This is a genomic window from Mycobacterium timonense, assembly GCF_025821985.1.
GTDB lineage: Bacteria > Actinomycetota > Actinomycetes > Mycobacteriales > Mycobacteriaceae > Mycobacterium > Mycobacterium avium.
The window spans coordinates 153,591-177,976 of the sequence record NZ_JACKSY010000026.1; the positions used below are offsets into that span (position 1 = coordinate 153,591).

Sequence of the window (24,386 nt, forward strand, 5' to 3'; positions counted from 1 at the left end):
GCTGAACGGTGTAGCGGGCCCTTGTGGCTGACAGCGAGACGGCGGGCTCCGTCTAGTGTAATCGGCGTGAACAGGCGCATCCTGACCTTGATGGTCGCGCTGGTGCCGATCGTGGCGTTCGGCGTGTTGCTGGCGGTGGTGACGGTCCCGTTCGTGTCGCTGGGGCCCGGCCCCACCTTCGACACGCTCGGTGAGGTCGACGGCAAGCAGGTGGTGGCGATCGAGGGCACCATGACGCACCCGACCACCGGCCACCTCAACATGACGACGGTGTCCCAGCGCGACGATCTGACCCTGGGCGAGGCGCTGACGCTGTGGCTTTCGGACACCGAGCAGCTGGTGCCGCGCGACCTCATCTACCCGCCCGGCAAGTCGCGCGAGGATGTCGACAAGGCCAACAACGCCGACTTCAAGCAATCCGAGGACAGCGCCGCCTACGCCGCCCTGGGCTACCTGAAGTACCCGTCGGCGGTGACGGTGGCCAAGGTCCCCGAGCCCGGCCCGTCGGCCGGCAAGCTGAAGGTCGGCGACGCCATCGACGCAGTCAACGGCACCCCGGTTGCCACGGTCGAGGAGTTCACCGGGCTGTTGAAGAACACCAAGCCCGGCCAGACCGTGACGATCGACTACCGGCGCAAGAACGAGCCCGCCGGTGTGGCGCAGATCACGCTGGGCGCCAACAAGGACCGCGATTACGGCTTCCTGGGTGTCGCCGTGCTCGACGCGCCCTGGGCGCCGTTCGTGGTGAACTTCAACCTCGCGAACGTGGGCGGGCCGTCCGCCGGGCTGATGTTCAGCCTGGCGGTGGTCGACAAGCTCACCACCGGCGACTTGGCCGGCTCCAATTTCGTCGCCGGGACGGGAACGATCTCCGCCGACGGCAAGGTTGGCCAGATCGGCGGCATCACCCACAAGATGGTCGCCGCGCACGCGGCCGGGGCCACCGTCTTCCTGGTGCCGGCGAAGAACTGTTACGAGGCCAGCTCGGACAATCCGTCCGGGCTGCGCCTGGTGAAGGTGGAGACGCTCGCCCAGGCGGTGGATGCGCTGCACGCGATCACCGCGGGCGGGCAACCGCCGAGCTGCTAGCCGGGATCACCGGTTTTCCCAGTGCGTAGAGTTGTCACCGTCTAGCAATCGATCAGGGAGCGTAGCCAGTGGGGATGCGGCCCACCGCAAGGATGCCGAAGCTGACCCGGCGTAGCCGGATTCTGATCCTGATCGCACTGGGTGTGATCGCATTGCTGCTCGCGGGTCCCCGGCTGATCGACGCCTACGTGGACTGGCTGTGGTTCGGCGAGCTCGGCTACCGCTCGGTGTTCTCCACCGTGCTGGTCACCCGCTTCGTGGTCTTTTTGATCGCCGGTCTGCTGGTGGGCGGCATCGTGTTCGCCGGCCTGGCGGTGGCCTACCGCACCCGCCCGGTGTTCGTGCCCAGCAACGACAACGATCCGGTGGCGCGCTACCGCGCCCTGGTCCTTTCCCGGCTGCGGCTGGTCAGCATCGGCGTCCCGGTGGCGATCGGCCTGCTGGCCGGCATCATCGCGCAGAGCTATTGGGTGCGCATCCAATTGTTCTTGCACGGCGGCGATTTCGGCATCAAGGATCCGCAGTTCGGCAAGGACCTCGGCTTCTACGCGTTCGAGCTGCCGTTCTACCGGCTGCTGCTGTCCTACCTGTTCGTCGCGGTGTTCCTGGCCTTCGTGGCCAACCTGTTGGCCCACTACATCTTCGGTGGCATCCGGCTGTCCGGGCGCACCGGCGCGCTGAGCCGGTCGGCGCGCATCCAGCTGGTCACCCTGGTCGGCTTGCTGGTGCTGCTCAAGGCGGTTGCCTACTGGCTGGACCGCTACGAGCTGTTGTCGCACACCCGCGGCGGCAAGCCGTTCACCGGCGCCGGGTACACCGACATCAACGCGGTGCTGCCGGCCAAGCTGATCCTGATGGCGATCGCGCTGATCTGCGCGGCCGCGGTGTTCTCGGCGATCACCATGCGGGACTTGAGGATTCCCGCGATCGGCCTGGTGCTGCTGCTGCTGTCGTCGTTGATCGTGGGCGCCGGGTGGCCGTTGATCGTCGAGCAGATCAGCGTCAAACCCAATGCCGCGCAAAAGGAAAGCGAATACATCAGCCGCAGCATCACCGCCACCCGGCAGGCCTACGGCCTGACCAGCGACGTGGTCACCTATCGCAACTACACCGGTGACGCGCAGGCCACCGCCCAACAGGTCGCCGACGACCGGGCGACCACCTCCAACATCCGGCTGCTCGATCCGACGCTCGTCAGCCCGGCCTTCACCCAGTTCCAGCAGGGCAAGAACTTCTACTACTTTCCCGACCAGCTGTCCATCGACCGCTACCTGGACCGCAACGGGGCGTTGCGTGACTACGTGGTGGCGGCCCGCGAGCTCAACCCCGACCGGCTGATCGACAACCAGCGGGACTGGATCAACCGGCACACCGTCTACACCCACGGCAACGGATTCATCGCCTCGCCGGCCAACACGGTGCGCGGAATCGCCAACGACCCCAACCAAAACGGCGGCTATCCCGAATTCCTGGTGAACGTCGTCGGGGCCAACGGCAACGTGGTGTCCGACGGTCCCGCGCCACTCGACCAGCCCCGCGTCTACTTCGGCCCGGTCATCTCCAACACCTCCGCCGACTACGCGATCGTCGGGCGCAACGGCGCCGATCGCGAATACGACTACGAGACCAGCACCGAAACCAAGAACTACACCTACACCGGGCTGGGTGGGGTGCCGATCGGCGACTGGTTGTCGCGGAGCGTGTTCGCCGCCAAGTTCGCCGAGCGAAACTTCTTGTTCTCCAACGTGATCGGCTCGAACAGCAAGATCCTGTTCAACCGTGACCCGGCGCGGCGGGTGGAGGCGGTGGCACCGTGGCTGACCACCGACAGCTCGGTGTACCCGGCCATCGTCAACAAGCGGCTGGTGTGGATCATCGACGGCTACACCACCCTGGACAACTACCCGTATTCCGAACTGACCTCGCTGGAGTCGGCCACCGCGGACTCCAACGAGGTGGCGTTCAACAAGCTGGCGCCCGACAAGCGGGTCTCCTACATCCGCAACTCGGTCAAGGCGACGGTGGACGCCTACGACGGCACCGTCACGCTGTACCAGCAAGACGAGCAGGACCCGGTGCTCAAGGCGTGGATGCAGGTCTTCCCGGGCACCGTCAAACCCAAGAGCGACATCAGCCCGGAGCTGGCCGAGCACCTGCGCTATCCCGAGGACCTGTTCAAGGTGCAGCGGATGCTACTGGCGAAGTATCACGTCAACGACCCGGTGACGTTCTTCTCCACCTCGGATTTCTGGGACGTGCCGCTGGATCCCAACCCGACGGCCAGCAGTTATCAGCCGCCCTACTACATCGTCGCGAAAAACATTGCGAAGAACGACAATTCGTCGTCGTATCAGCTGACCAGCGCGATGAACCGGTTCAAGCGCGACTACCTGGCGGCCTACATCAGCGCCAGCTCCGACCCGGCGACGTACGGGCGGATCACCGTGCTGACCATCCCGGGCCAAGTCAACGGGCCGAAGCTGGCCAACAACGCGATCACCACCGACCCGGCGGTGTCGCAGGACCTCGGCGTGATCGGGCGCGACAACCAGAACCGGATCCGGTGGGGCAACCTGCTCACCCTGCCGGTCGGTCAGGGCGGGCTGCTCTACGTCGAACCCGTGTACGCCTCGCCGGGGGCCAGCGACGCGGCGTCGTCGTATCCGCGGCTGATCCGGGTGGCGATGATGTACAACGACAAGATCGGCTACGGCCCCACCGTGCGCGACGCGCTGACCGGGCTGTTCGGCCCGGGTGCGGGTGCGGCGGCGACCAACATTCAGCCCACCGAAGGCGGGGCGCCCGCGGCGAGTCCGCCGGCCAACGCGCCGGCGCCGGCCGTGACGCCGGGATCGGCACCGCCGGTGGCCGCGCCGCCGGTTCCCGACGGTTCGGTGACGCTGTCTCCCGCCAAAGCCGCTGTGCTGCAAGAGATTCAGGCGGCGATCGGCGCGGCCAAGGACGCCCAGAAGAAGGGCGATTTCGCCGGCTACGGCGCGGCGCTGCAGCGGTTGGACGACGCGATCACCAAGTACAACAACACCAAATAGCGGCGGGCACGGCCGGGGCGGCACCGGCGCTGAGCGCGCGATTTGGTCGGCGTGACACCGGTTGGGTAACCTGGCATTCACCAACGCGGGGTGGAGCAGCTCGGTAGCTCGCTGGGCTCATAACCCAGAGGTCGCAGGTTCGAATCCTGTCCCCGCTACCAGGTGAAACGGCCCCCGGAGGAAGCTTCGGGGGCCGTTTCCATGCCGGTTGTCAACCCGTGCTGCCCTGCGGCCCGTTGGCCAACGGGCCCGTGCGGGAAGTCCGGCAAGCAGGGCCGGCGGCGCGATGGCTTATCTTTAGCTCAATTCCGTCGCATCGGTAGCGTGAGTTCTCGGGGAGGGATCCAACATGCGCAGTTTCAGCGTGCCAGCGTTCGCCGCGGCCCTCGTTCTCGCCGGCCCTGCCGGTGCCGCGGCCGCCGCGCCGAAGGACTACTGCGCCGACCTCAAGGGCGCCAACACCGGCCAGACGTGCCAGATCCAGATGGCCGACCCCGGCTACAACGTCGACATCAGCTTCCCGGCCAACTACCCCGACGAGCAGCCGGTGGCCGACTTCATCAGCAAGCAGCGCGACGATTTCCTCAACGCCGCCAAATCCTCCGCACCCCGCGATCAGCCCTACCAGCTGACCATCACATCGGCGAAGTACGGGTCGGCGATACCGCCGCGCGGCACCGAGGCGGTGGTGCTCAAGGTCGTCCAGAACACCGGCGCCGGCCCGCACACGACCTACAAGTCGTTCAACTGGGACCAGGCGTATCGCAAGGAGATCGTGTGGACCGCGGCGGCGGACGACAAGAAGAACACGCCGCTGTGGCGCGTCGACGACCCGCTGGCGACCGTCGCGCCGATCGTCCAGAGCGAGCTGCAGAAGCAGACCGCACCCCCGGCGAACCCGAACCAGCCGGCACCGCCGGCCAACCAGCCGGCGAGCCCCACGCCCACGGCACCGCCGGTGACCGTCGCGTCGGCCGCCGCCTACGACCCGGCGAACTATCAGAGCTTCGCCATCACCAACGACGGCGTGATCTTCTTCTTCGACCAGGGTCGTCTGCTGCCCGACTCGGCGGGCGCTCCTCAGGTCCTGGTGCCGCGTTCCGCGATCGACCCGATGCTCGCCTAGCGAACGCACCGGCCGAACGCCGCGCTAGCGGGGCAGCACGGCCTCGATGGCGCTGATCACCTCGGGCGCGTCGGGTTCGGTGCGGGGCCGGAAGCGGCGCACCACCTCACCGTCGGGGGAGATGAGGAACTTCTCGAAGTTCCACTGGATGTCCCCGGCCTGGCCGTCGGCGTCGGCGGCCTTGGTCAGCTCGGCGTACAGCGGGTGCCGGTCGTCGCCGTTGACGTCGGTCTTGGCCAGCAGCGGGAACGCCACACCGTAGTTGGTCGAGCAGAACTCCCGGATCTCCTCGGGCGTGCCGGGCTCCTGACCCATGAACTGGTTGCACGGCACCCCCACGACGGTCAGGCCGCGCGCGGCGTAGTCCTCGGCCAGTTTCTCCAGGGCCGTGTATTGCGGAGTCAGCCCGCATTTGGAGGCGACGTTGACGACCAGCGTTGCGCCGTCGGACAATTCGGCCAGCGTGGTGGGCCGGCCGTCGAGTGTGGTCAGCGGGATGTTTTTCACAGTCACGCCGACGACGCTAACGCAACGCGCTACAGCCAGCCGGTGCGGGCGGCGGCAACCGGTTTTTCCGGTGCCGGCGCCAACGTCCCGTCCCGCACGCCGTCCAGCAACCGTTTCACCGCGGCGACGATCTCGGGGGCCGCGGCCGCCAGCCCCGCCCGGTCGGCCCGGCTGACCTCGTCGGGGTCGACGCCGGCCCGGGCCAGCACCGCGGCCGGGTCGGCGAGCTGCCCCGCCAGCCACGACAGCGGGTCGGCCGAGAGCTCGGGAACGAAGTGGCGGCGGCTGGGTTCCCAGCCGTTGAAACGCGGATGGTGATGGGCCCGGTCCAGCGTCCCGGGCGGGCTCTCGGTGGAGCCGAACAGGTCGACCCGCCACACCGGGCGGCCGAAATTGATCGGGACGCCGGCGTAGATCGAACCCTGCGGCTCGTCGCGGTCCACCAGCCGCAGTTCCAGCCTGACGCCCCGTTCCGGAGTCTCCTGACCTTCCAGCGGATCGGGGTCGATGAAATACATGTCGCCGACCACCACACCCAGGGATTCGAATCCGAACGCTGCCAGCATCGCGTACCTTTCCGGGTCCTTATCGAGGCCTGTACCGAGCCTAGCCGCGGCTCAGTCGGCCGACAGATCGCGGGAACGCTTGTTGGCGTACATGTGCTCGTCGGCCAGGCGCATCAGATCCTGCGCGCCGGCGGCGATCCCGGCGCTGAAGCCGACCGGCTCGCCGAGCTCAGCCCAGCGGCCGCGGAGGCGGTCGAGCACCCGCTCCGCCTGCTCGCGATCGGCGTCGACGAGCATGATGAGGAACTCGTCGCCGCCGATCCGGAACACGGCGTCGTCGGCGCCGACCGACCAGCGCAGCGCGTCGGCGAACGCCACCAAAAGTTCGTCGCCGGCGCTGTGGCCGTGAGTGTCGTTGTAGCGCTTGAAGTTATCGAGATCGATGACGACGACGGCCGACTCGCTGGCGTGCGCCGAGAGACGGGGCCCGAGCGTGCTGCGGTCCAACAGTTGAGTCAGCGCGTCGGTGTGGGCCACCTTGCGCAGCAGCGCGCTCTGCTCTTCGAGCCGGGCGATCAGCCAGGCCGGCACCTCGGCGACGATGACCCACATTGCCGCCGCCAGCAGCACGCTGGTCGACCCGTCCGGCAGCGCCTTGGCGCCGCCCACCACGAAGGCCGCCACGCCGAGGGGGACGAAGGCCAGCGAACGCCAGCGCGGGCAGGTGAGGCCGATGTAGGCAAACGTGATCGTGATGGTGCCGGGAAAGTCGCGGGTGACCGCCGGGTCGACGGCACCGACCACGGTGGTGAGCAGCAGCGAGGCCACCGGCCATCCGGCCAGCAACACCCGGCTCTCCTGCCGGCCGCGCAGCCGGCCGACCAATGCGGCGGCCACCGCCGCCAGCGCCGCGCCGCCCAGCAGCCCGTACAGCCGCGGGTCGCCCGCACCGCCCAAGCGCGCCTTGACCGAGTAGATGCCGACCAGCCACAGGAATGCGATCAGGCCGATCGCATGCCAGCGCCCCGCCGAGGGCTGGGACGCGAGACGGCCGGACATTCGCCAAGAATAAGGTGAGTGGGTGCCCGATGGTGGTGGCGATGACGAGAATCCGTGCCCGACAGGCCGCGGCGTCGGCATCGCCTCCCGCCGGCCGACACGGCCCGCCGGCAGTGCGAATCTGAGTTCGCATGTGTGCGGCCGTCGCGGTACATTTCAGAGGTCTGAACCAGAGGTGAGGTTGCCTACAACACGGGAAATGGGCGCGCAAAGCGAGCACAAGGGGCGGCGGCGGTGAGGTCGAGAGACTCGAATAGCGATTCACTTGTGCAGATCAATTCCCAGCGCATCCCGCCGTACAAGTTGCTCGCCGTCGCCGTGCTGCTGGTGCTGGCGCTGATTCTGGCGCTGATCTACGGCCAGTTCCGCGGCGCCTTCACCCCCAAGACCAGCCTGACGATGTTGGCGTCGCGGGCCGGGTTGGTGATGGATCCCGGGTCGAAGGTGACCTACAACGGCGTCGAGATCGGCCGGGTGGGCACGATCTCGGAGACGGTGCGCGACGGAAAGCCGGCGGCGAAATTCACCTTGGAGGTGTATCCGCGGTATCTCAAGCTGATCCCGTCGAACGTGAACGCCGATATCAAGGCGACGACGGTGTTCGGCGGCAAGTACGTGTCGTTGACGACGCCGGCGCACCCGTCACCGCAGAAGATCACCCCGCACACCATCATCGACGCCCGCTCGGTCACCACCGAGATCAACACCCTGTTCCAGACGATCACCTCGATCGCGGAGAAGGTGGATCCGGTCAAGCTGAATCTGACGTTGAGCGCGGCGGCGCAGTCGTTGTCGGGTCTGGGTGAGAAGTTCGGCCAGTCGGTGGTCAACGCGAATGCGTTGCTCGATGACGTGAACCCACGGATGCCGCAGGCGCGCAAGGACATTCAGGGGTTGGCGGCGCTGGGGGACACCTATGCGGACGCCTCGCCGGACCTGTTCGATTTTCTGAACAATGCGGTGATCACGTCGCGCACGATCAACGCCCAGCAGAAGGATCTGGACCAGGCGCTGTTGTCGGCGGCCGGATTCGGCAACACCGGCGCCGACCTGTTCACCAAGGGCGGGCCGTACCTGGCCCGCGGCGCCCACGACCTGGTGCCCACCGCCCAACTTCTCGACACCTACAGCCCCGAGCTCTACTGCACCCTGCACAACTACCACGACATCGTGCCGATCACCGGTGCCTCCGAGGGCGGGTTCAACGGCTACTCACTGAACATGAACACCGAGGTCACCTCCGGGCTGGGGCTGCTCCTCAACCCCGTCGCGACCATTCCCGTGTTGGCCTCGCTGGTGGGCGGGATCGCCGGTCTGGTCGGCGGGGCGCCCAACCCCTACATCTATCCCGAGAACCTGCCCCGGGTGAACGCCCGCGGCGGGCCGGGAGGCGCGCCCGGATGCTGGCAGCCGATCACCCACGACCTGTGGCCGGCACCCGAGCTGGTGATGGACACCGGCAACAGCCTCGCGCCGTACAACCACCTGGAAACCGGATCGCCGTACGCCAACGAGTACGTGTGGGGCCGCCAGGTCGGCGACAACACCATCAACCCCTGACAAACGTGTGCGCGAAAAGGCTTGCCGCAGATACGCATTCGCTCACGTTCCGGGCGATCCGCGCGGACCCGCCGGCTCGGTGCGCGGTTGCTTTGTCTGTGCCATGCCAGCGCGGTACATTGCACTGGTCTTCGTTATTGCATGTGTGTACAGAGCCCCTGGTGAGAGGCGTTGAGTCGGGGGACTGAGCTGCCGCAGCGCCGCAAGGCCGCGGCACCGACGTGAGGGGCGGTGGTGGCGACGGTGGGTTCACCTGTCCAGATCAACGACCCACGCGTCCCGCCCTACAAGCTGCTCACCTTCATCACGGTCGTGGTGCTCGCGGTGATCTTCACCCTGGTGTACATCCAATTCCGCGGAGGCTTCACCCCCAAGACCGAGTTGACGATGTTGGCGTCGCGGGCGGGGTTGGTGATGGACCCGGGGTCGAAGGTGACCTACAACGGGGTCGAGATCGGCCGGGTGGGCACGATCTCGGAGACGGTGCGCGACGGAAAGCCGGCGGCGAAATTCACCCTCGAGGTGTATCCGCGGTATCTCAAGCTGATCCCGTCGAACGTGAACGCGGATATCAAGGCGACGACGGTGTTCGGCGGCAAGTACGTGTCGCTGACGACGCCGGCGCACCCGTCGCCGCAGAAGATCTCTTCGCACACGGTGATTGACGCGCGTTCGGTCACCACCGAGATCAACACCTTGTTTCAGACGATCACCTCGATCGCGGAGAAGGTGGATCCGGTCAAGCTGAATCTGACGTTGAGCGCGGCGGCACAGTCGTTGTCGGGTCTGGGCGAGAAGTTCGGCCAGTCGGTGGTCAACGCGAATGCGTTGCTCGATGACGTGAACCCACGAATGCCGCAGGCGCGCAAGGACATTCAGGGGTTGGCGGCGTTGGGCGACACCTATGCGGACGCCTCGCCGGACCTGTTTGATTTTCTGAACAATGCGGTGATCACCTCTCGCACGATCAACGCCCAGCAGAAGGATCTGGACCAGGCGCTGTTGTCGGCGGCCGGATTCGGCAACACCGGCGCCGAGCTGTTCACCAAGGGCGGGCCGTATCTGGCGCGCGGCGCCCAAGACCTGATCCCCACCGCTCAACTGCTGGACACCTACAGCCCCGAGATCTACTGCCTGATGCGCAACGAACACGACGCGCTGCCCGCCACCGGCGCGGCCGAGGGTGGTTTCAACGGCTACTCACTCAACATGAACACCGAGGCGCTCTCCGGGCTGGGCCTCATCGCGAACCCGGTGTCCGCGGTGCCCGTCATCGCCTCAATGGTGGGCGGGATCGTCGGCGTGGTCGGCGGCGCGCCCAACCCCTACATCTATCCCGAGAACCTGCCCCGGGTGAACGCCCGCGGCGGGCCGGGCGGCGCGCCGGGCTGCTGGCAGAAGATCACCCACGACCTGTGGCCGGCACCCGAGCTGGTGATGGACACCGGCAACAGCCTTGCGCCGTACAACCACCTGGACACCGGATCGCCCTATGCGCTCGAGTACGTGTGGGGCCGCCAGGTCGGCGACAACACCATCAACCCGTAGGCCGTCAGGCCTGAGAGGCCGCCTTGGGCCGGTCGGTCGGCCGCACGTCCCGCCCGGCGCCGGCCGACATGGACGCGGCCTCACCGCGGGCCAGGCCCACCGTCGCCACGATCACCACCACCGCCGTCACCGCCAGGACCACCCACTCCCAGCCGCCGGCCACCAGGGTCTCGCGCAGCACGATGATCCCGAGGATGCCGCCCACCACCGGCTTGGCCACGATGATCGTCGGCAGCGACGCGGTGAGCGCGCCGGCCCGATAGGCCGACTGGTGATAGATCATCCCGGCCACCCCGCAGAACACCAGCGCATACAACTCGAAGCTGCGCCACAACTGGCCGGGATTGTGCTCCAGGATGTCGACGACACCCTTCATCAGCACCGCGAACATCGCCAGCAACGACCCGGCCACCGCCGCCAGCAGCAGCGCCGCCACCGGCCGGTCCGCCCAGACGCGGGCGCCCAGCAAACCCAGCACCAACAGCGGCCCGATCACCGCCGCCACCACGAGCCAGGTCTGCAGCGGCGCCCGCTGCTGACCGCCGGTCGGGTCGCCGACGGCGATCAGCACCGCCAGCGCCACGGCCAGCAACAGCGCCCACGCCCACTCCCGCCCGGTGATCGGGTGATGCGTCATCCGCGCATAGATCGGCAGCGCGAACAGCAGCGCCGTCACCTGCAGCGACATCACCAGCAGCACCGAACCCCGGTCCAGGGCCGCGGCAAGCAACACATAACTGCCGATGTCGCCCAAACCGCCCAGCCACCAACGGGTGTCGCGCAGCAACATGCCGAACAACGCCAGATGGCCCACCGGTTTGTCGGTGACCTCCTGCGCCGACCGCTGCCGGACCACGTTGCCGACCGCGGACGCCAGTGCCGCGCACAGGGCAAGGACGGCGGCCAGATTCGCGTCCGACATGGCATAACCTCCTACCCCCCGCGGGGTTGCGCTCAGTACCAATTTAGTCACCGCCCCGGGCGGCCGGCGCGGCGACGGCGGCCCGGCCGCGCGCCCACGCCGCAAATCCGGGTCAGAGCGGAAACTTGGTCCCGGTCAGTTCCTCGGACAGCTCCCACAGCGCGGCGGCGGTCCCGGCCCGCTTGGCCGGCCAATTCCGCCACGTCGGCTGGGTCCGCCCGTACAGCCCGAACCGCGGGCCGACGAAGGTGTCGCCCGGCAAATCCTGCGAGACGGCGTACAACGTCTGGCGGGCACCGAAGTCGGCGTCGGTGGACACGATGCGGTCGACCGCGAGGACGGCCGCATCGCCCAGTTTGCGGCCCGAGTTCCCCTGCAGGTTGGTGTGCGACCAGCCCGGGTGAGCGGCCAGGGCGCGCAGCGACGACGGCACGGCGTCCAGACGCCGCTGTAACTCGCTGGTGAACAGCAGGTTGGCCAGCTTCGACTGGCTGTAGGCCAGCCATGCCGAGTACGGCCGCGACCGGAAGTTCAGGTCCTTGAGGCTGATGTAGCCGAAGTGGTGCATCAGCGAGGACACCGTCACCACCCGGTCGGTCAGCTTGGGCAACAGCAGGTTGGTCAGCGCGAAGTGGCCGAGGTGGTTGGTGCCGATCTGGCCCTCGAAACCGTCGACGGTCACCGCGTGCTTGGTGGCCATGATGCCCGCGTTGTTGACCAGGACGTCGACCGTGTCGATGCCGTCGGCGAAGCGGCGCACCGACGCCAGGTCCTGCAGGTCGAGCTCACGCACCTCGACCCGGCCGGTCGCCACGCCGGCCATCCGGTCGGCGGCGGCGCGGCCCTTGTCGGTGTTGCGGACGGCCAGGATGACGTGGCCGCCGACCCGCGCCAACTCGCGCGCGGTGACCTCACCCAACCCGGCGTTGGCACCGGTGACGATGACGGTCCGGCCGGCGAAGGAGGGCAGTTGCGCTGCGGTCCAATCGGGCATGACAGACACCCTAACTTCGCACCTGCGCAGGGCGCCGACGGGCCGATGGCCGCCCCCGCGGCGCACCGGACGCATTGCCCGCCCAGCGGTACGCGCGGGTATCGTGCCTGGGATGACCAGCGACATCCCACCGGAGCGGTCGCCGAAACGGCGGTGTTTTGTCAGGTACGCGCGGGGGATCGCCGGATGTATCTAGGCGTCATCGTCAATCCGAAAGCGCGGAGGAATCGCGGCGCGTCGCCGGCGCGCATCGCCGAGTTGCGACGCATCGTCGGCCCGTGGGGCGAGGTGCACGAGACCGCCTCCGTCGAGGAACTCCGGGACACCCTCGGCCGGATCGGCCCCCGGGTCACCCACCTGGTCGGCGACGGCGGCGACGGCGCGCTGCACTGGCTGATCAACGAGATCGAGCGCGGCGTCGCCGACCCGGACAGCTGGCCGGCGTTCGTGCCGACCAACGGCGGCAGCGTCAACGCCGTCGCGCGCAAGGCTGGGGTACGCGGACGCCCCGAGGCGATCATCCGCGAGTTGGTGGCCGCGGCCGAATCCGATCGGCCGCCGGCCGAGGTTCGGCTGGACACCCTGCGGCTCGACGGCGCCACCGCCGACGGCGCCGCGTTCCACCGGCTCTGCTTCGGGCTGGCCGCCGGGGGCGTCGGCAACCGCTTCTACGACCGCTACTACGACGCCCCCGATCACGGCCGCCTGGCCGTCGCCCGGGTGATCGCCCGCAGCTTCGGCGACTACATCACCTCCAAGGTCGCCCCGAGCCGGGTGAGGACCCCGAACTACGCCTCGATCCTGTTCACCCCGACGCTCGCCCGGGTGGTCATCGACGGCGACGAGGTGCCGTCGCGCACCCACCGGCTGCTGCACGCCGGGGCGATCGACCTGCGCATCGGCGGTCCACTGCGGCTGTTCCCCAAGGCGGCCCAACCCGGTGCGCTGCACTTTCAGGCCGGAGACCTGCGGCCGTCGAAGATCGTGGTGCAGCTGCCGCTGGCGCTGACCAACGGCATGCTGCGCGGTGCCGAGCTGCGCGACGTCACCGGCCACGAGATGATCATCGAGGCCCTCGACGAGCCGCTGTCGCCGATCATCGACGGGGAACGCTTCGTGGGCATCGTGCAACTGGTGGCCCGCGCCGGACCGCGCATCCGCATCGCCCCGGTCGGGTCGGCCACCGTCGGCCGGGCACGGGCCGTGGCGCCGACGTGACGAGGTTCACGGCCCCGCCCGGGTCAGTAGATCAGGGGCGCGCCGGGTGGCTCACCCGTCGCCCCGCCGCGGGACCCGGACGCGCCGGCGACCCGCCGAATCCACGTCGGAATTTACAATTCCCCGCTTTGCGATTTCGTTATTAAGCGCCGCCTCCATGGCAATCGATTCGCGCCGGAACCGGAATATGAAATGCGGGAATTCGTAGATCAGCAGATCAGTATTCTCGGATCAGGGCGCGCCGTTCCTCCTGGTTAATCACCACGTATGTACTGAAGTACGTATCGGCGTAGCTCAGGATCGGCGTATTCGATTCGGGCGCTTCAATTCAAGCTGTGAATGCAATGTGTAATGGCCATTAAGGCCCTCAACTGCTTTGCTCCGCACCGGCCGGCGGGACTACATTGGTTTCATATTCATGATTGCAAGTCGTACTCGGCTGAGCCCAGCCTGGAAAGGGGATAGCTCGACTATGGAGACGCTGATCGATTACCTGCACCTGTGGGAAGAGCGCAGGCCCGAGCAAACCCTCTTCCGGTTCGTCGACGTCGACGGCCGCGAACTCGAGCACTACACCTACCGCAGCTTCGCCGAGCGCACCCGCGAGCTGGCCGCCTACCTGTCCACCGAGGCCGGGCTGCGGGCCGGTGACCGTGCGCTGCTGGTCTACCCGCCGGGCCTGGAGATGGTGGCGGCCCTGTACGCCTGCGCCCGCATCGGCGTGATCGCCGTTCCGGTCAGCCCGCCGCTGCCGATGTCGTTCGAGTCCGGGCTGGCCAAGCTCGGCTTCATCGCGCGCGACTGCCAGGCCCGGGCGGTGCTGTCGACCAAGCAGTTCGAGTACGACTTCCGGATGCTGCTCGGTCAGCGCCACGGCGGGCAACCCTGGTCCGACGCCGGCCTGCCGGAGCTGCCCTGGTTCGCCACCGACGGCGCCCAGGAATTCGGCGGCGCCCCGGTGCCCGACACCCCCGGCGACGTGCTGTTCCTGCAGTACACCTCGGGCTCCACCAGCGATCCCAAGGGCGTCATCGTCAGCCACGAAAACGTCATCGCCAACGTCTCCGCCTTCACCGGCGGCAGCGAGGTGCTGGTCTCCTGGCTGCCGCAGCACCACGACATGGGCCTGATCTCGGCCTACATGTTCATCCTGCTGCAGGGCGGGACCACGCACGCCATGTCGCCGCTGGACTTTTTGGCCCGGCCGTCGGCCTGGCTGCGGCTGATCAGCGACGTGCGCGCCACCCACACGCCGGTGCCGAACTTCGCGCTCGAATACTGCCTGCGTGAGGACAAGGTGCCCGCGGCCGAGCTGGCCGGCATCGACCTGAGCAGTCTGGAATGCATCGTCGTCGGTGCGGAACCGTTGCGCGCCAACACCTTCCACCAGTTCCGTGAGCGGTTCGCCCCGTACGGCCTGCGGCCCGAGGCGCTGACGGGCGCCTACGGCATGGCCGAATCCACCCTGATCGTGTCCATCCGCGGGCGCCAGACGCTGACGGTGAACAAGCGCGGCCTGGAAAAGAACGTCGCGCGGGTGGAAAAGGCGCTGCCGGAGAACAGCAACCAGGTGCCGCTGGTCAGCTGCGGCAAGCCCCTCGAGGAAACCGTGGTCCGGGTGGTCGACCCGCAGACGCGCCAGGCGCTGGGTGAGGGCCGAGTCGGCGAGGTGTGGCTGGCCGGACCGTCCAAGGGCCGCGGCTACTGGAACCGTCCGCAGCTCACCGCCGAGATGTTCGAAGCCCGCCTGGCCGGCGACGACGAGCACAGCTATCTGCGCACCGGCGACCTGGGCTTCCTCTACGAGGGCGAGCTGTTCGTCTGCGGCCGCAGCAAGGACCTGATCATCGTCCGCGGCGTCAACTGCTACCCCTCCGACATCGAGGCCGTCGTCGAGCGCTCGGCCAAGCAGGTCCGTGGCGGCTGCGTCGCCGCGCTGTCCGTCGAGCAGGACGACCAGGAGGCGCTGGTGGTGGTCGCCGAGGTGCGCGACGAGCACAACCTGCCGGACGCCCGGGCGTTGGCCCGCGCGATCCGCCGGCACTGCCACATCGATCCGCACACCATCGTGTTCGCGCCGCCGCGCAGCATCCCCAAGACCACGTCGGGCAAGATCCGCCGGGCCAGCACCCGTCAGCTGTGGCTGGACGGCGCCCTGCCGACGTTCTCCAGCTGGGTGAACCCGGCGGCCACCCGCGGCCACGACGGGACGGCCGCCGGGGCGGGCCCGCTGGAACGCTTCGCCAACCTCATCGAGAGCTACGACCTGACCGGCGACGAGGACTGCTCGTTCGCCGACCTGGGCATCGACTCGTTGGCGCTGGCCGAACTGCGCAACGACATGCAGGCCCTGCTGGCCGAGCACGGCGCGGCGGAGTTGGCCGACGACGTCAACACGCGCCTGCTGCAGCGCCTGACGGTGGCCGAATTCTTCTCTCTGATAAGGCAATTCGGCGAGGGTTCCGGGCAGCCGCTGGACGCGTTGCGCCGGGCGCTGGATCAGATCTCCGCCGAGTACGAGGCGCACGAGGCCGCCCAGATGCGCGCCGACGCGGCGCTGCCGCTGCCCGACCCGGCGCCCGCCCGCGCGGGCACGCCCACCGACATCCTGCTGACCGGGGCGACCGGTTTCCTGGGCCCGTTCCTGCTGAGCAGCCTGTTGGCGCGGACGCCCTACACGGTGCACGCGCTGGTCCGGGCCACCGACCCCGGGCACGGGCTGGACCGCATCGTCGCCTCGCTGCGCAAGGCCCAGCTGTGGACACCGGCGCTGGAAGCCGAGGTGCGCGCCCGGGTGCGGGTGATCTGCGGTGATCTCGCCGAGCCCGCGCTGGGCATCGGGGAGCCGGCCTTCGCGCGGCTGGCGCGCGACGTCGACGCCGTCGTGCACAACGGCGCGCTGGTCAACTACGTGCGCACCTACGATGCGCTGCGGCCCACCAACGTGGAGGGCACCCGAGAGTTGTTGCGGCTGGCCATGACCGACCACGCCAAGACCTTCCACCTGGTCTCCAGCACCTTCATCTACGGCTGGAGCACCCAGCCGGTGGTGGGAGAGTGGGACGCCAACGAGAAGATGGCGGGCCTGGACTTCGGCTACTCGCAGACCAAGTGGGTGGCCGAGCAGTTGGCGCTGGCCGCGCAGCGGAAGGGACTCGACGTCCGCATCTACCGGCCGTCGCTGATCTCGCCGACCCGCAGCGGCTTCGGCAGCCAGGACGACATCCTGGTGCGGCTGACCGCCTTCATGATCGAGCACGGGCTGGCCGTCAACGCGCTCAACCAGATCAGCCTGCTGCCGGCGGATTTGATCGCCGATCACATCGTCGCGCTGATGGATCTGCCGGACGAGTCGGGCAGCGTGTTCAACATGACCGCCGACGACTACTACAACCTCACCGACGTGACGCGGATCCTGTCCGAGCGGTACGGGTACCGCTTCGACTACCACGACATCGATTCGTTCGCCGAGCAGCTCAACCGCCGCTGCACGCCGGACGACCAGATGTATCCGCTGGTCGATTTCCTCACCCGGTCGGCGGACAAGATCGCCGCGATGCGCGACAAGCGTTACGACAACACCCAGTACCGGCACCGGCGCGGGCTGGTCCCGGTGCGGCTGCGGGAGCCGGCGCTGACCGAAACGGTCGACCACCTGGTGCGGTTCTTGCGCACCGAGCGGATGATCACTGAGGTGGAGGACGAGGCGCAACGCAGCGCCTGACCGGCGCGCTACTCGGAAGGGAAGACGACGATGTTCACCGTCGACGACAAGGCAACCGGCCCGCACGACGCCGCCCTCGATCACGAGCGGATCGTCCTGCAGGCCCGCGACGTCGACTTCGACTGGTCGGCGCTGCCGTTCTACTACGTGCCGGGCGAGCCCTTCACCACGCACTTCTGCAACGTGTTGCACCTGCTGCTGCCGGCCGGTGAGGAGTTCATCGTCGAGGCGTTCAAGGACACCCTGCCGCTGATCAAGGACGATCAACTGCGGCGCGACGTGCAGGGCTTCATCAGCCAGGAGGCCATGCACTCCCAGGCGCACGCCGGGGTGCTCGGGCACTTCGCGGCCAAGGGCATCGACGTGACCCCGTTCACCGACCAAATGCGTTGGCTGTTCGGCCAACTCATCGGTGACCGGCCGCGCTGGAGCCCGCGCCGGCGGCAGAGCTGGCTGCTGGAGCGGGTCTCGATGGTGGCCGCGCTCGAGCACTACACCGCGATCCTCGGCGAATGGATCCTGGACACCCCGCAACACGACGCGCTGGGCACCGATCCGGTGATGCTGGACCTGCTGCGCTGGCACGGCGCCGAGGAGGTCGAGCACAAGGCGGTCGCCTTCGACACCATGAAGCACCTGCGCGCCGGGTACTGGCGGCAGGTGCGCACCCAGCTGCTGGTCACCCCCGCGTTGCTGTGGCTGTTCATCCGCGGCGTGCGGTTCATGTACTCGGTCGACCCGCACCTGCCGCCGGGCAGCAAACCGCGCTGGCGTGACTACTTCTCGGCGGCGCGCCGCGGTCTGGTGCCAGGACCGTTCGAGTTCCTGCGGGTGATCGGCGCGTACTACACGCCGGGCTTTCACCCGTCCCAGCTGGGCGGGGTGGGGCGCGCGGTCGACTACCTGGCCCGCTCACCGGCCGCCCGGGCCGCGCACTGACCATGACCACCGAAGTGGCCTCCACCACGGTCACCGCCACCGACGGCGTGCGACTGGCGGTGCACACCTACACCGGGATCGACCCCGCACGGCCGACCGTCCTGGCCATCCACGGCTACCCCGACAACCACCACGTGTGGGACGGGGTGGCCGCGGCGCTGCGCCGCCGGTTCAACGTGGTGGCCTACGACGTGCGCGGCGCGGGCCAATCGTCAACGCCGCCAGAGCGTTCCGGCTACCGGCTGGAGCAGCTGGTCGCCGACGTCGACGCGGTGATCGGCCGGCTCGGCGTGGACAGCGTGCACCTGCTGGCCCACGACTGGGGCTCCATCCAGGGCTGGGCGGCGGTCACCGACGAGTCGGTGATGGGCAAGATCGCCTCGTTCACCTCGATCTCCGGCCCGCACCTGAACTACGCCGGCCGGTTCCTGCGCTCGGCGCGCACGCCGGGCGGCGTCCTCGACGTCGTCAAGCAGATCCTGGCGTCGTCCTACATCTGGTTCTTTTTGGCCCCGGGTGCGCCGGAGTGGGCGATCCGGTCCGGGGCGACGGTGAAAGTCTTTGAGGCCGTTGAACGTATCGGCAGCACGACCGCCGGCGCCCAGCGGGGAGCCGGGTACCGGTCGACCGACGACTACCTCAACGGGCTCAACCTGTACCGGGCGAACATGCCGGGACCGATCCTGTCGCCGCCGGCGCGGCTGCCGCAGACCTCGGTTCCGGTGCAGGTGCTCGTCGCCCGCCGGGACTACTTCGTATCGCCTGCCCTGCAACGGTTCACCGGCTCCATCCCGGACGGCAGTCGGGTCGTCCCGATCGACGGCGGACATTGGGTGGTCAACTCCCATCCCGACGTCATCGCCCGGCTCACCGGCGACTGGGTCGACCTGACGACGCGGCCGGCGGGCGGCCACCACACGGGACAGACGTGAGGATGACGATGGCACAAGCGATTTGGGAAAGCATTCCGGCCGACCTGTACGGCCGCCGCAAACGCGACCGGATGTACACGGCGTTGTACGGCGTGGGTGCGCTGTTCGGCGGCCTGGCGTCGGCGTCGCGGTGGACACCCGCGCGGGTGGTTCCGGTGCGCCGGACCACCACCGCGGTGGTCACCCAGCGCGAGGAGCTCGCACCCGACGTGGTCGCCTTCACGCTGGCCGACCCGCACGGCGGCCTGTTGCCGTCCTGGACGCCGGGCGCGCACATCGACGTCCGGTTGCCGTCGGGCCGGCGCCGGCAGTATTCGCTGTGCGGCCCGCCCGGACGGCGCACCGACTACCGAATCGCGGTGCGGCGCATCGAAGACGGCGGCGGCGGCTCGATCGAGATGCACGACACCTTCAGGGTGGGCGACGCCCTCGAGTTCGAGGGTCCCCGCAACGCGTTCTATCTCGTCACCGACGAGCGTGACGTGTTGTTCGTGATCGGCGGCATCGGGGTGACGCCGATCCTGCCGATGATCCAGACCGCCCAGCAGCACGGGATCAATTGGCGCGCCGTGTACGCCGGGCGCAGCCGCGACTACATGCCGCTGCTGGACGAGGTCGTGGCCGTGGCGCCCGAGCGGGTCAGCGTGTGGGCCGACGACGAGCGCGGCCGAATCCCCACCGCCGCAGACCTGCTCGCCGAGGCCGGGCCGGCGACCGCCGTGTACGTGTGCGGGCCCACCGCCATGCTGGAAGCGGTGCGCACCGCGCGCGACGAACACGCCGACGCGCCACTGCACTACGAGCGGTTCGGGCCGCCGCCGGTGGTCGACGGCGTCCCGTTCGAGCTGGAGCTGGCCCGCTCGCGGCGGGTGCTCACGGTGCCGGGGAACCGCTCGGCGCTGGACGTCATGCTCGACCGCGATCCGGCCACCCCGTATTCCTGCCAGCAGGGGTTCTGCGGCACCTGCAAGGTGAAGGTGCTTGCCGGGCAAGTGGATCGGCGCGGGCGCACCGTCGAGGGCGACGACGAAATGCTGGTCTGCGTCTCCCGGGCGAAAAACGACCGCCTGGTCATCGACGCCTGAACTATCCGCCCGCGCCCCGGTGTTGCGCCGCCGGTTCTGCGCGCGGCGTGCAGAATGAGCGGGTGCAGGGATTCGGCTTCCACACCCTGGCGCTGCTGACCGCCGTCGGTTTCGCCGGTCCGTTGTTGGCTTCGGCGAAGCGATTTCGCATACCGGTGGTCATCGGTGAGCTGATCGCGGGCCTGGCGATCGGCCGGACCGGCTTCGGTGTCGTCGACGTCGCCGACCCGACGTTCCAGCTGTTGGCGAACATCGGCTTCGCGTTGGTGATGTTCGTGGTGGGCACCCATGTTCCGCTGCGCGCCCGGCTGATGCGCTCGGCGTTGCCGGCGGCGCTGGCCCGCGCTGCGCTGGCGGGCGGCATCGCGGCGGTGCTGGGTGTCGCGCTGGCGGTGCAGTTCGACACCGGGCACGCGGCGCTGTACGCGGTGTTGATGGCGTCCTCGTCGGCGGCGCTGGCGCTGCCGGTGATCGATTCGCTGCGGCTGCGCGGACCGCGGGTGCTGTCGGTGACCACGCAGATCGCCATCGCCGATGCCGCCTGTATCGTGTTGCTGCCGTTGGTGATTGACATCCGACGGGCGCCGACGGCGGCGCTGGGCGCGCTGGCGGTGGCGGGTTGCGCGGCGGCGCTGTTCGTGTTGCTGCGCGCGGCCGACCGCAAGGGCTGGCGCAGACGTCTGCACGCCTACTCCGAGCAGCACCGGTTCGCGCTGGAATTGCGGACCAGCCTGCTGGTGCTGTTCGCGCTGGCGGCGCTGGCGGTGGCCACCCAGGTGTCGATCATGTTGGCGGGCTTCGCGGTGGGCCTGGTGGTCGGCGCGGTCGGCGAGCCGCACCGCTTGGCCCGTCAGCTCTTCGGCATCACCGAAGGGTTTTTCAGCCCGCTGTTCTTCGTGTGGCTGGGCGCCTCACTGCAGGTGCGGGAGCTGGGGGCGCACCCGCAGCTGATCCTGCTGGGCGCCGGCCTGGGATGCGGTGCGGTGCTGGCACATTGCGCCGGCAGGCTGCTCGGCCAGCCGCTCACCCTGGCGGTGCTCTCGGCCGCGCAGCTCGGGGTGCCGGTGGCGGCGGCCACCATCGGCACCCAGCAGCACCTGCTGGCCCCGGGTGAAGCCTCGGCGCTGATGTTCGGTGCGCTGCTGACCATCGCCGCCGCATCGATCGCGGCCGGGCTCGCGGCGCGCCGCCAGGGTGCTCCCGAACCGGGCGAGCCCGCCAGGTAACCGCGGGCGCCACCGATTCTGTTCGAGCGCAGCCGGTCTCGATGACCTACATCGGCCCGGGAAGCTCTCCCAAACTGGAAAGCTCGGCATGGACGGGTTCGATGGCGGCCCGGTACTGCTCCTCGCTGAGGGTTTTTGTGTAGTAGCGGTTCATGCGGAGCTGGTATTGCTGGTCCCGCAGTTGCCGGATGCGGTCGAGCCTGGCGCTGTCGGCCTTGGAAAGTTTGAGCTGCTCGATGCCGATGTGGCCGGCCATGACCTGCTCGATCGGAGAGAGCCGGTAGCCGCAATGGGCGAGCAGCTCGAGATAGGCCTTGCGGTACGGTCGTTCGCCGACGCGCCACGTGTCGCGCTCGGTTCCCCATTCGAACGCGGCCAGCACCATCGCCAGGATCACGACGTTGGGCCGGACCTCCGCGTGGGCCCGGGCCGCGAAGTCCTCTGGAGGGGACTCGTTGACGCCCAACAACTTTGCGGCCAGAGCCATGCTGGCCGGGCAGTGCAGCTCGGTCAGGTAGTGAAAGTTGCGTGCGATGAAGACATCGATCCACGGCGGGGGAGCGGCCAGCAGGGTGCGCCGAACCCAGTCCCGGCGCGTGCTGGCGACGGCGGCGGCGCGCCGGTCCAGCTCACGCAACATCACCCAATCCCGCTTGGCGTCGGCGGCCGCCTCGGATTCCAGTTTGTCCGGTCGGCAGCCGGTGAAGGTGGGGCCCCCCGTGATCTCGTCGAGCGCCAAAGGCCGGGCCCGGTCGAAGGTGAGGTACGACGCATAGACGTCCAGCTCGGGTAGTCCAGTGCGTCGGGCCAACTCACCCAGCGTTGTTTTGCCGGCCGACAACCGACAGATTTGGTCCTGCTGTCCGAGGTCGTCGCGGGTGTAGATGAGGCCGATCTCCTGCTGCTCATCGCGACGAGTCCCGAGGTACACGCGCCAGCCGGCCGGTCCGGCGATTCCCGGCAAGAAGTGCGAGGAAATCTCGACCAGTAGGTCGTCGACGGTGGCCGATTCGGGGAAGACCCAGAATTCGCGGTGCGACTCGACATCGTCGCCCATGGCGACCGAGCTGCGGTCCACGGACACCTTGACCGTGTCAGTCATATCTGAGCCCTCACTGCCGTTGGACCTACAAAAGTATCGAAACCGCGCCGCGTTCCGGGATCAATTGCGTGGCCGCTGCGTCATGCTTAGGCGATGCCGAAGAGATCGCTACTGGCGCAAGCGCGGCCGGAATCCGGGTCGGGGGAGTACGTGCTGGGGACGTGGCGGGCCGCCGCGCTGAGCATGGCCGTGATCGCGCCCGCGGCGTGGTACGGGCTGGGCGCGCTGCTCGGCGCGGCGGTGATGATTCCGGTGATCTACGCGCTGGCGCGGTTGCGTCGCCATGCGCCGCAGGCGCGCAGTACCGCCGAGTTGATCGGTGCCATGCTGGGCCGGAAAGCGGGGACGGCCGCGGGCATCGTTCAGTTACTCGCCTACCTGGTGCTGGCCGCGCAATTCGCGGCCACGCTCGGATTGCAGCTGCTGCAGCTGCTTTCGCCCGGCGACGATCCCGCCGCGATCGTGTCGTGGCTGCCGGTCGGCGCCGCGGCCGCGGCGCTCGTCGTCGGCGCCACCGCCTGTTGGGCGTCGACCCGCGCCGTGGCGTCACTGGCGATGCCGCTCGTGCTCGCGGGCCTGCTGCTCTACGTCTGCCTCGCGGTGGCGGTGACCGCCCTCGTCACGCTCAGCACCGATCCCGTCGTCATCGGGTCGGCGGCAACGCCGCGCCCGCTGTCCGGCCAGCTCGTCGGCTTCGGCCTGGGGATGGTCGGCGTCGAACTGCTCACGGTCCGCACCCCGCGCATCGCCAGGCCGGGACGATCCATGTCGCTGGCCACCGCGGTGGTGGCAGCGGCGGCGGTCGTGTTGTGGGTGGGCGATCACCGCGGTGTGGCGGGGCCGTGGCGATGGAGCGCCACGATGCTGGCCGAGGCGGTGCCCGAGTTCTACACCGACGAGGGCCGGCGGTGGATGGCGGCGGCCGGCATCGCGTTGGCCGTGGCCGCTGCGCTGGTCACCGGATGGGCCGCGACGCGCGCCGCCGCGGGCCTGGCGGCCATGCGCGGGGCGACACCGAACGCGGGTCTGCGACTGACGGTGATGGGGCTCGTCGCGGTGGTTGCCGTCGTGGTATCGGCGCACGGCATGCGCTCGATCGGAATGGTCATCCTGGGCGCGGCACCCCTACTCCTGATGGCGCTGTACGTGCTTGTCGCAGAGGCTAATTCGCGGATCCCCGGCGACAGCGTGGTGGCCTGGTGGGTGCGGCTGGTGATGCCCGCGCTGGCGGTGGTGGCGGTGGTCAAACCGCTGGTGGACTCCCAGTTCGCGCCGGTCCAGGTGGCGACGGTGGTCGCCGCGGCGATCGGGGTAGGCGCCGCGGGCGCGGCGCCCTTGCTGGCGCGGCACCGCGAACGCACCGCGAAATCTGAGTAGTCTTACGGATCCCCGCGGGCGGTGCGCTGCCGCAGGCTTATCGGCATGACCGTTCCCCACACCATGCCGAAGACCACCGCCGCCTTCTTCGTTCAGGCCGCCGTCGCGTTCGCGATCAGCTTCGTGGCCGCGCTCGGCGGGATCTACTTCCTCCCGCTCGACCCGTGGCCCCGGTTGTTCCTCGGCGTCACGTTCCTGTTCCTGGTGTCGAGCGCGTTCACCCTGGCCAAGGTGATCCGTGACCAGCAGGAGGCCGCCACCGTGCGGGTACGACTCGACGAGGCCCGCATCGAACGGCTGCTCGCCGATTACGACCCGCTCAACACCGCGAACTGAGTAGTACCACTGCGCCGTAACGCGCAGGTCCGCGCCCGCGCCATCGGCGACGCTTCCCTCATTGCACGACTTGTGCTCCACCACAA

Annotated in this window: 19 protein-coding genes and 1 tRNA gene; 14 read left to right on the forward strand and 6 right to left on the reverse strand. The window is 68.8% G+C overall.

Translation table 11 applies throughout. The annotated features are described in order from the left end of the window. The first annotated feature begins 66 nt into the window (after nt 1-66). The 4 genes from H7I87_RS08970 to H7I87_RS08985 all read left to right on the forward strand — a co-directional run bounded on the left by H7I87_RS08970 (nt 67) and on the right by H7I87_RS08985 (nt 5,265). Nucleotides 67-1,089, forward strand: coding sequence for a YlbL family protein (locus H7I87_RS08970; RefSeq protein WP_011725904.1), 1,023 nt, complete (start codon nt 67-69; stop codon nt 1,087-1,089). Nucleotides 1,090-1,157: 68 nt separating this feature from the next. Then, complete coding sequence (locus H7I87_RS08975; protein ID WP_063967176.1) at nt 1,158-4,139, forward strand: UPF0182 family protein; 2,982 nt, start codon at nt 1,158-1,160, stop codon at nt 4,137-4,139. Nucleotides 4,140-4,223: 84 nt separating this feature from the next. Continuing rightward, nucleotides 4,224-4,300, forward strand: a tRNA-Met gene (locus tag H7I87_RS08980). A 188-nt stretch (nt 4,301-4,488) separates the two neighbouring features. Beyond that, the gene (locus H7I87_RS08985) at nt 4,489-5,265 is read left to right on the forward strand and encodes an RsiV family protein (RefSeq protein ID WP_023881419.1); all 777 of its coding nucleotides are present in this window, start codon (nt 4,489-4,491) and stop codon (nt 5,263-5,265) included. A gap of 24 nt (nt 5,266-5,289) precedes the next feature. Here H7I87_RS08985 and H7I87_RS08990 read toward each other — a convergent pair whose 3' ends face one another. From H7I87_RS08990 to H7I87_RS09000, 3 genes are read right to left on the reverse strand one after another with little or no spacing between them, the layout of a single operon-like run. After that, on the reverse strand, nt 5,290-5,778 hold the full coding sequence (locus tag H7I87_RS08990; protein ID WP_023881418.1) for a glutathione peroxidase: 489 nt from the start codon (nt 5,776-5,778) through the stop codon (nt 5,290-5,292). Between the two features lie 23 nt (nt 5,779-5,801). After that, nucleotides 5,802-6,338, reverse strand: a complete 537-nt coding sequence (locus H7I87_RS08995; RefSeq protein ID WP_033727234.1) for a hypothetical protein — start codon at nt 6,336-6,338, stop codon at nt 5,802-5,804. 51 nt (nt 6,339-6,389) lie between these two features. After that, nucleotides 6,390-7,337, reverse strand: coding sequence for a GGDEF domain-containing protein (locus H7I87_RS09000; RefSeq protein ID WP_019732581.1), 948 nt, complete (start codon nt 7,335-7,337; stop codon nt 6,390-6,392). Nucleotides 7,338-7,604: 267 nt separating this feature from the next. On the opposite strand from H7I87_RS09000, the gene H7I87_RS09005 reads away from it, so the two are divergent. After that, nucleotides 7,605-8,897 carry an MCE family protein gene (locus H7I87_RS09005; protein ID WP_063971768.1) on the forward strand — a complete coding sequence of 431 codons (1,293 nt, stop codon included), beginning with the start codon at nt 7,605-7,607 and terminating at the stop codon, nt 8,895-8,897. A gap of 243 nt (nt 8,898-9,140) precedes the next feature. Continuing rightward, nucleotides 9,141-10,445: an MCE family protein gene (locus H7I87_RS09010; RefSeq protein WP_062891257.1), complete on the forward strand. Its 1,305-nt coding sequence runs from the start codon at nt 9,141-9,143 to the stop codon at nt 10,443-10,445. 4 nt (nt 10,446-10,449) lie between these two features. Here H7I87_RS09010 and H7I87_RS09015 read toward each other — a convergent pair whose 3' ends face one another. After that, nucleotides 10,450-11,367 (reverse strand): DMT family transporter, encoded by a 918-nt coding sequence (locus tag H7I87_RS09015; RefSeq protein ID WP_003874645.1) that lies wholly within the window; start codon nt 11,365-11,367, stop codon nt 10,450-10,452. A 112-nt stretch (nt 11,368-11,479) separates the two neighbouring features. After that, nucleotides 11,480-12,361, reverse strand: coding sequence for an oxidoreductase (locus H7I87_RS09020; RefSeq protein ID WP_003874647.1), 882 nt, complete (start codon nt 12,359-12,361; stop codon nt 11,480-11,482). Nucleotides 12,362-12,547: 186 nt separating this feature from the next. Between H7I87_RS09020 and H7I87_RS09025 the strand changes: the two genes are divergently transcribed. From H7I87_RS09025 to H7I87_RS09050, 6 genes are all read left to right on the forward strand, one after another. Next, entirely contained in the window at nt 12,548-13,579 is a 1,032-nt protein-coding gene (locus H7I87_RS09025; protein ID WP_033727230.1) for a diacylglycerol kinase family protein, read from the forward strand. Between the two features lie 472 nt (nt 13,580-14,051). Further along, the gene (locus H7I87_RS09030) at nt 14,052-17,303 is read left to right on the forward strand and encodes a thioester reductase domain-containing protein (RefSeq protein ID WP_019733353.1); all 3,252 of its coding nucleotides are present in this window, start codon (nt 14,052-14,054) and stop codon (nt 17,301-17,303) included. Between the two features lie 30 nt (nt 17,304-17,333). Then, nucleotides 17,334-18,242: a metal-dependent hydrolase gene (locus H7I87_RS09035; RefSeq protein WP_003878881.1), complete on the forward strand. Its 909-nt coding sequence runs from the start codon at nt 17,334-17,336 to the stop codon at nt 18,240-18,242. A gap of 2 nt (nt 18,243-18,244) precedes the next feature. After that, nucleotides 18,245-19,174, forward strand: coding sequence for an alpha/beta fold hydrolase (locus H7I87_RS09040; RefSeq protein WP_011725890.1), 930 nt, complete (start codon nt 18,245-18,247; stop codon nt 19,172-19,174). A gap of 2 nt (nt 19,175-19,176) precedes the next feature. Then, complete coding sequence (locus H7I87_RS09045; RefSeq protein WP_011725889.1) at nt 19,177-20,259, forward strand: PDR/VanB family oxidoreductase; 1,083 nt, start codon at nt 19,177-19,179, stop codon at nt 20,257-20,259. A 47-nt stretch (nt 20,260-20,306) separates the two neighbouring features. Then, a complete protein-coding gene (locus tag H7I87_RS09050) occupies nt 20,307-21,485 on the forward strand; it encodes a cation:proton antiporter (protein ID WP_011725888.1) in 1,179 nt (392 codons plus the stop codon). Nucleotides 21,486-21,531: 46 nt separating this feature from the next. Here H7I87_RS09050 and H7I87_RS09055 read toward each other — a convergent pair whose 3' ends face one another. Continuing rightward, on the reverse strand, nt 21,532-22,587 hold the full coding sequence (locus tag H7I87_RS09055; RefSeq protein ID WP_011725887.1) for a hypothetical protein: 1,056 nt from the start codon (nt 22,585-22,587) through the stop codon (nt 21,532-21,534). 93 nt (nt 22,588-22,680) lie between these two features. Between H7I87_RS09055 and H7I87_RS09060 the strand changes: the two genes are divergently transcribed. Both H7I87_RS09060 and H7I87_RS09065 read left to right on the forward strand, forming a co-directional pair. Continuing rightward, entirely contained in the window at nt 22,681-23,964 is a 1,284-nt protein-coding gene (locus H7I87_RS09060) for a hypothetical protein (protein ID WP_011725886.1), read from the forward strand. A gap of 45 nt (nt 23,965-24,009) precedes the next feature. After that, nucleotides 24,010-24,300 carry a YiaA/YiaB family inner membrane protein gene (locus H7I87_RS09065; protein WP_003874663.1) on the forward strand — a complete coding sequence of 97 codons (291 nt, stop codon included), beginning with the start codon at nt 24,010-24,012 and terminating at the stop codon, nt 24,298-24,300. Nucleotides 24,301-24,386 lie beyond the last annotated feature (86 nt).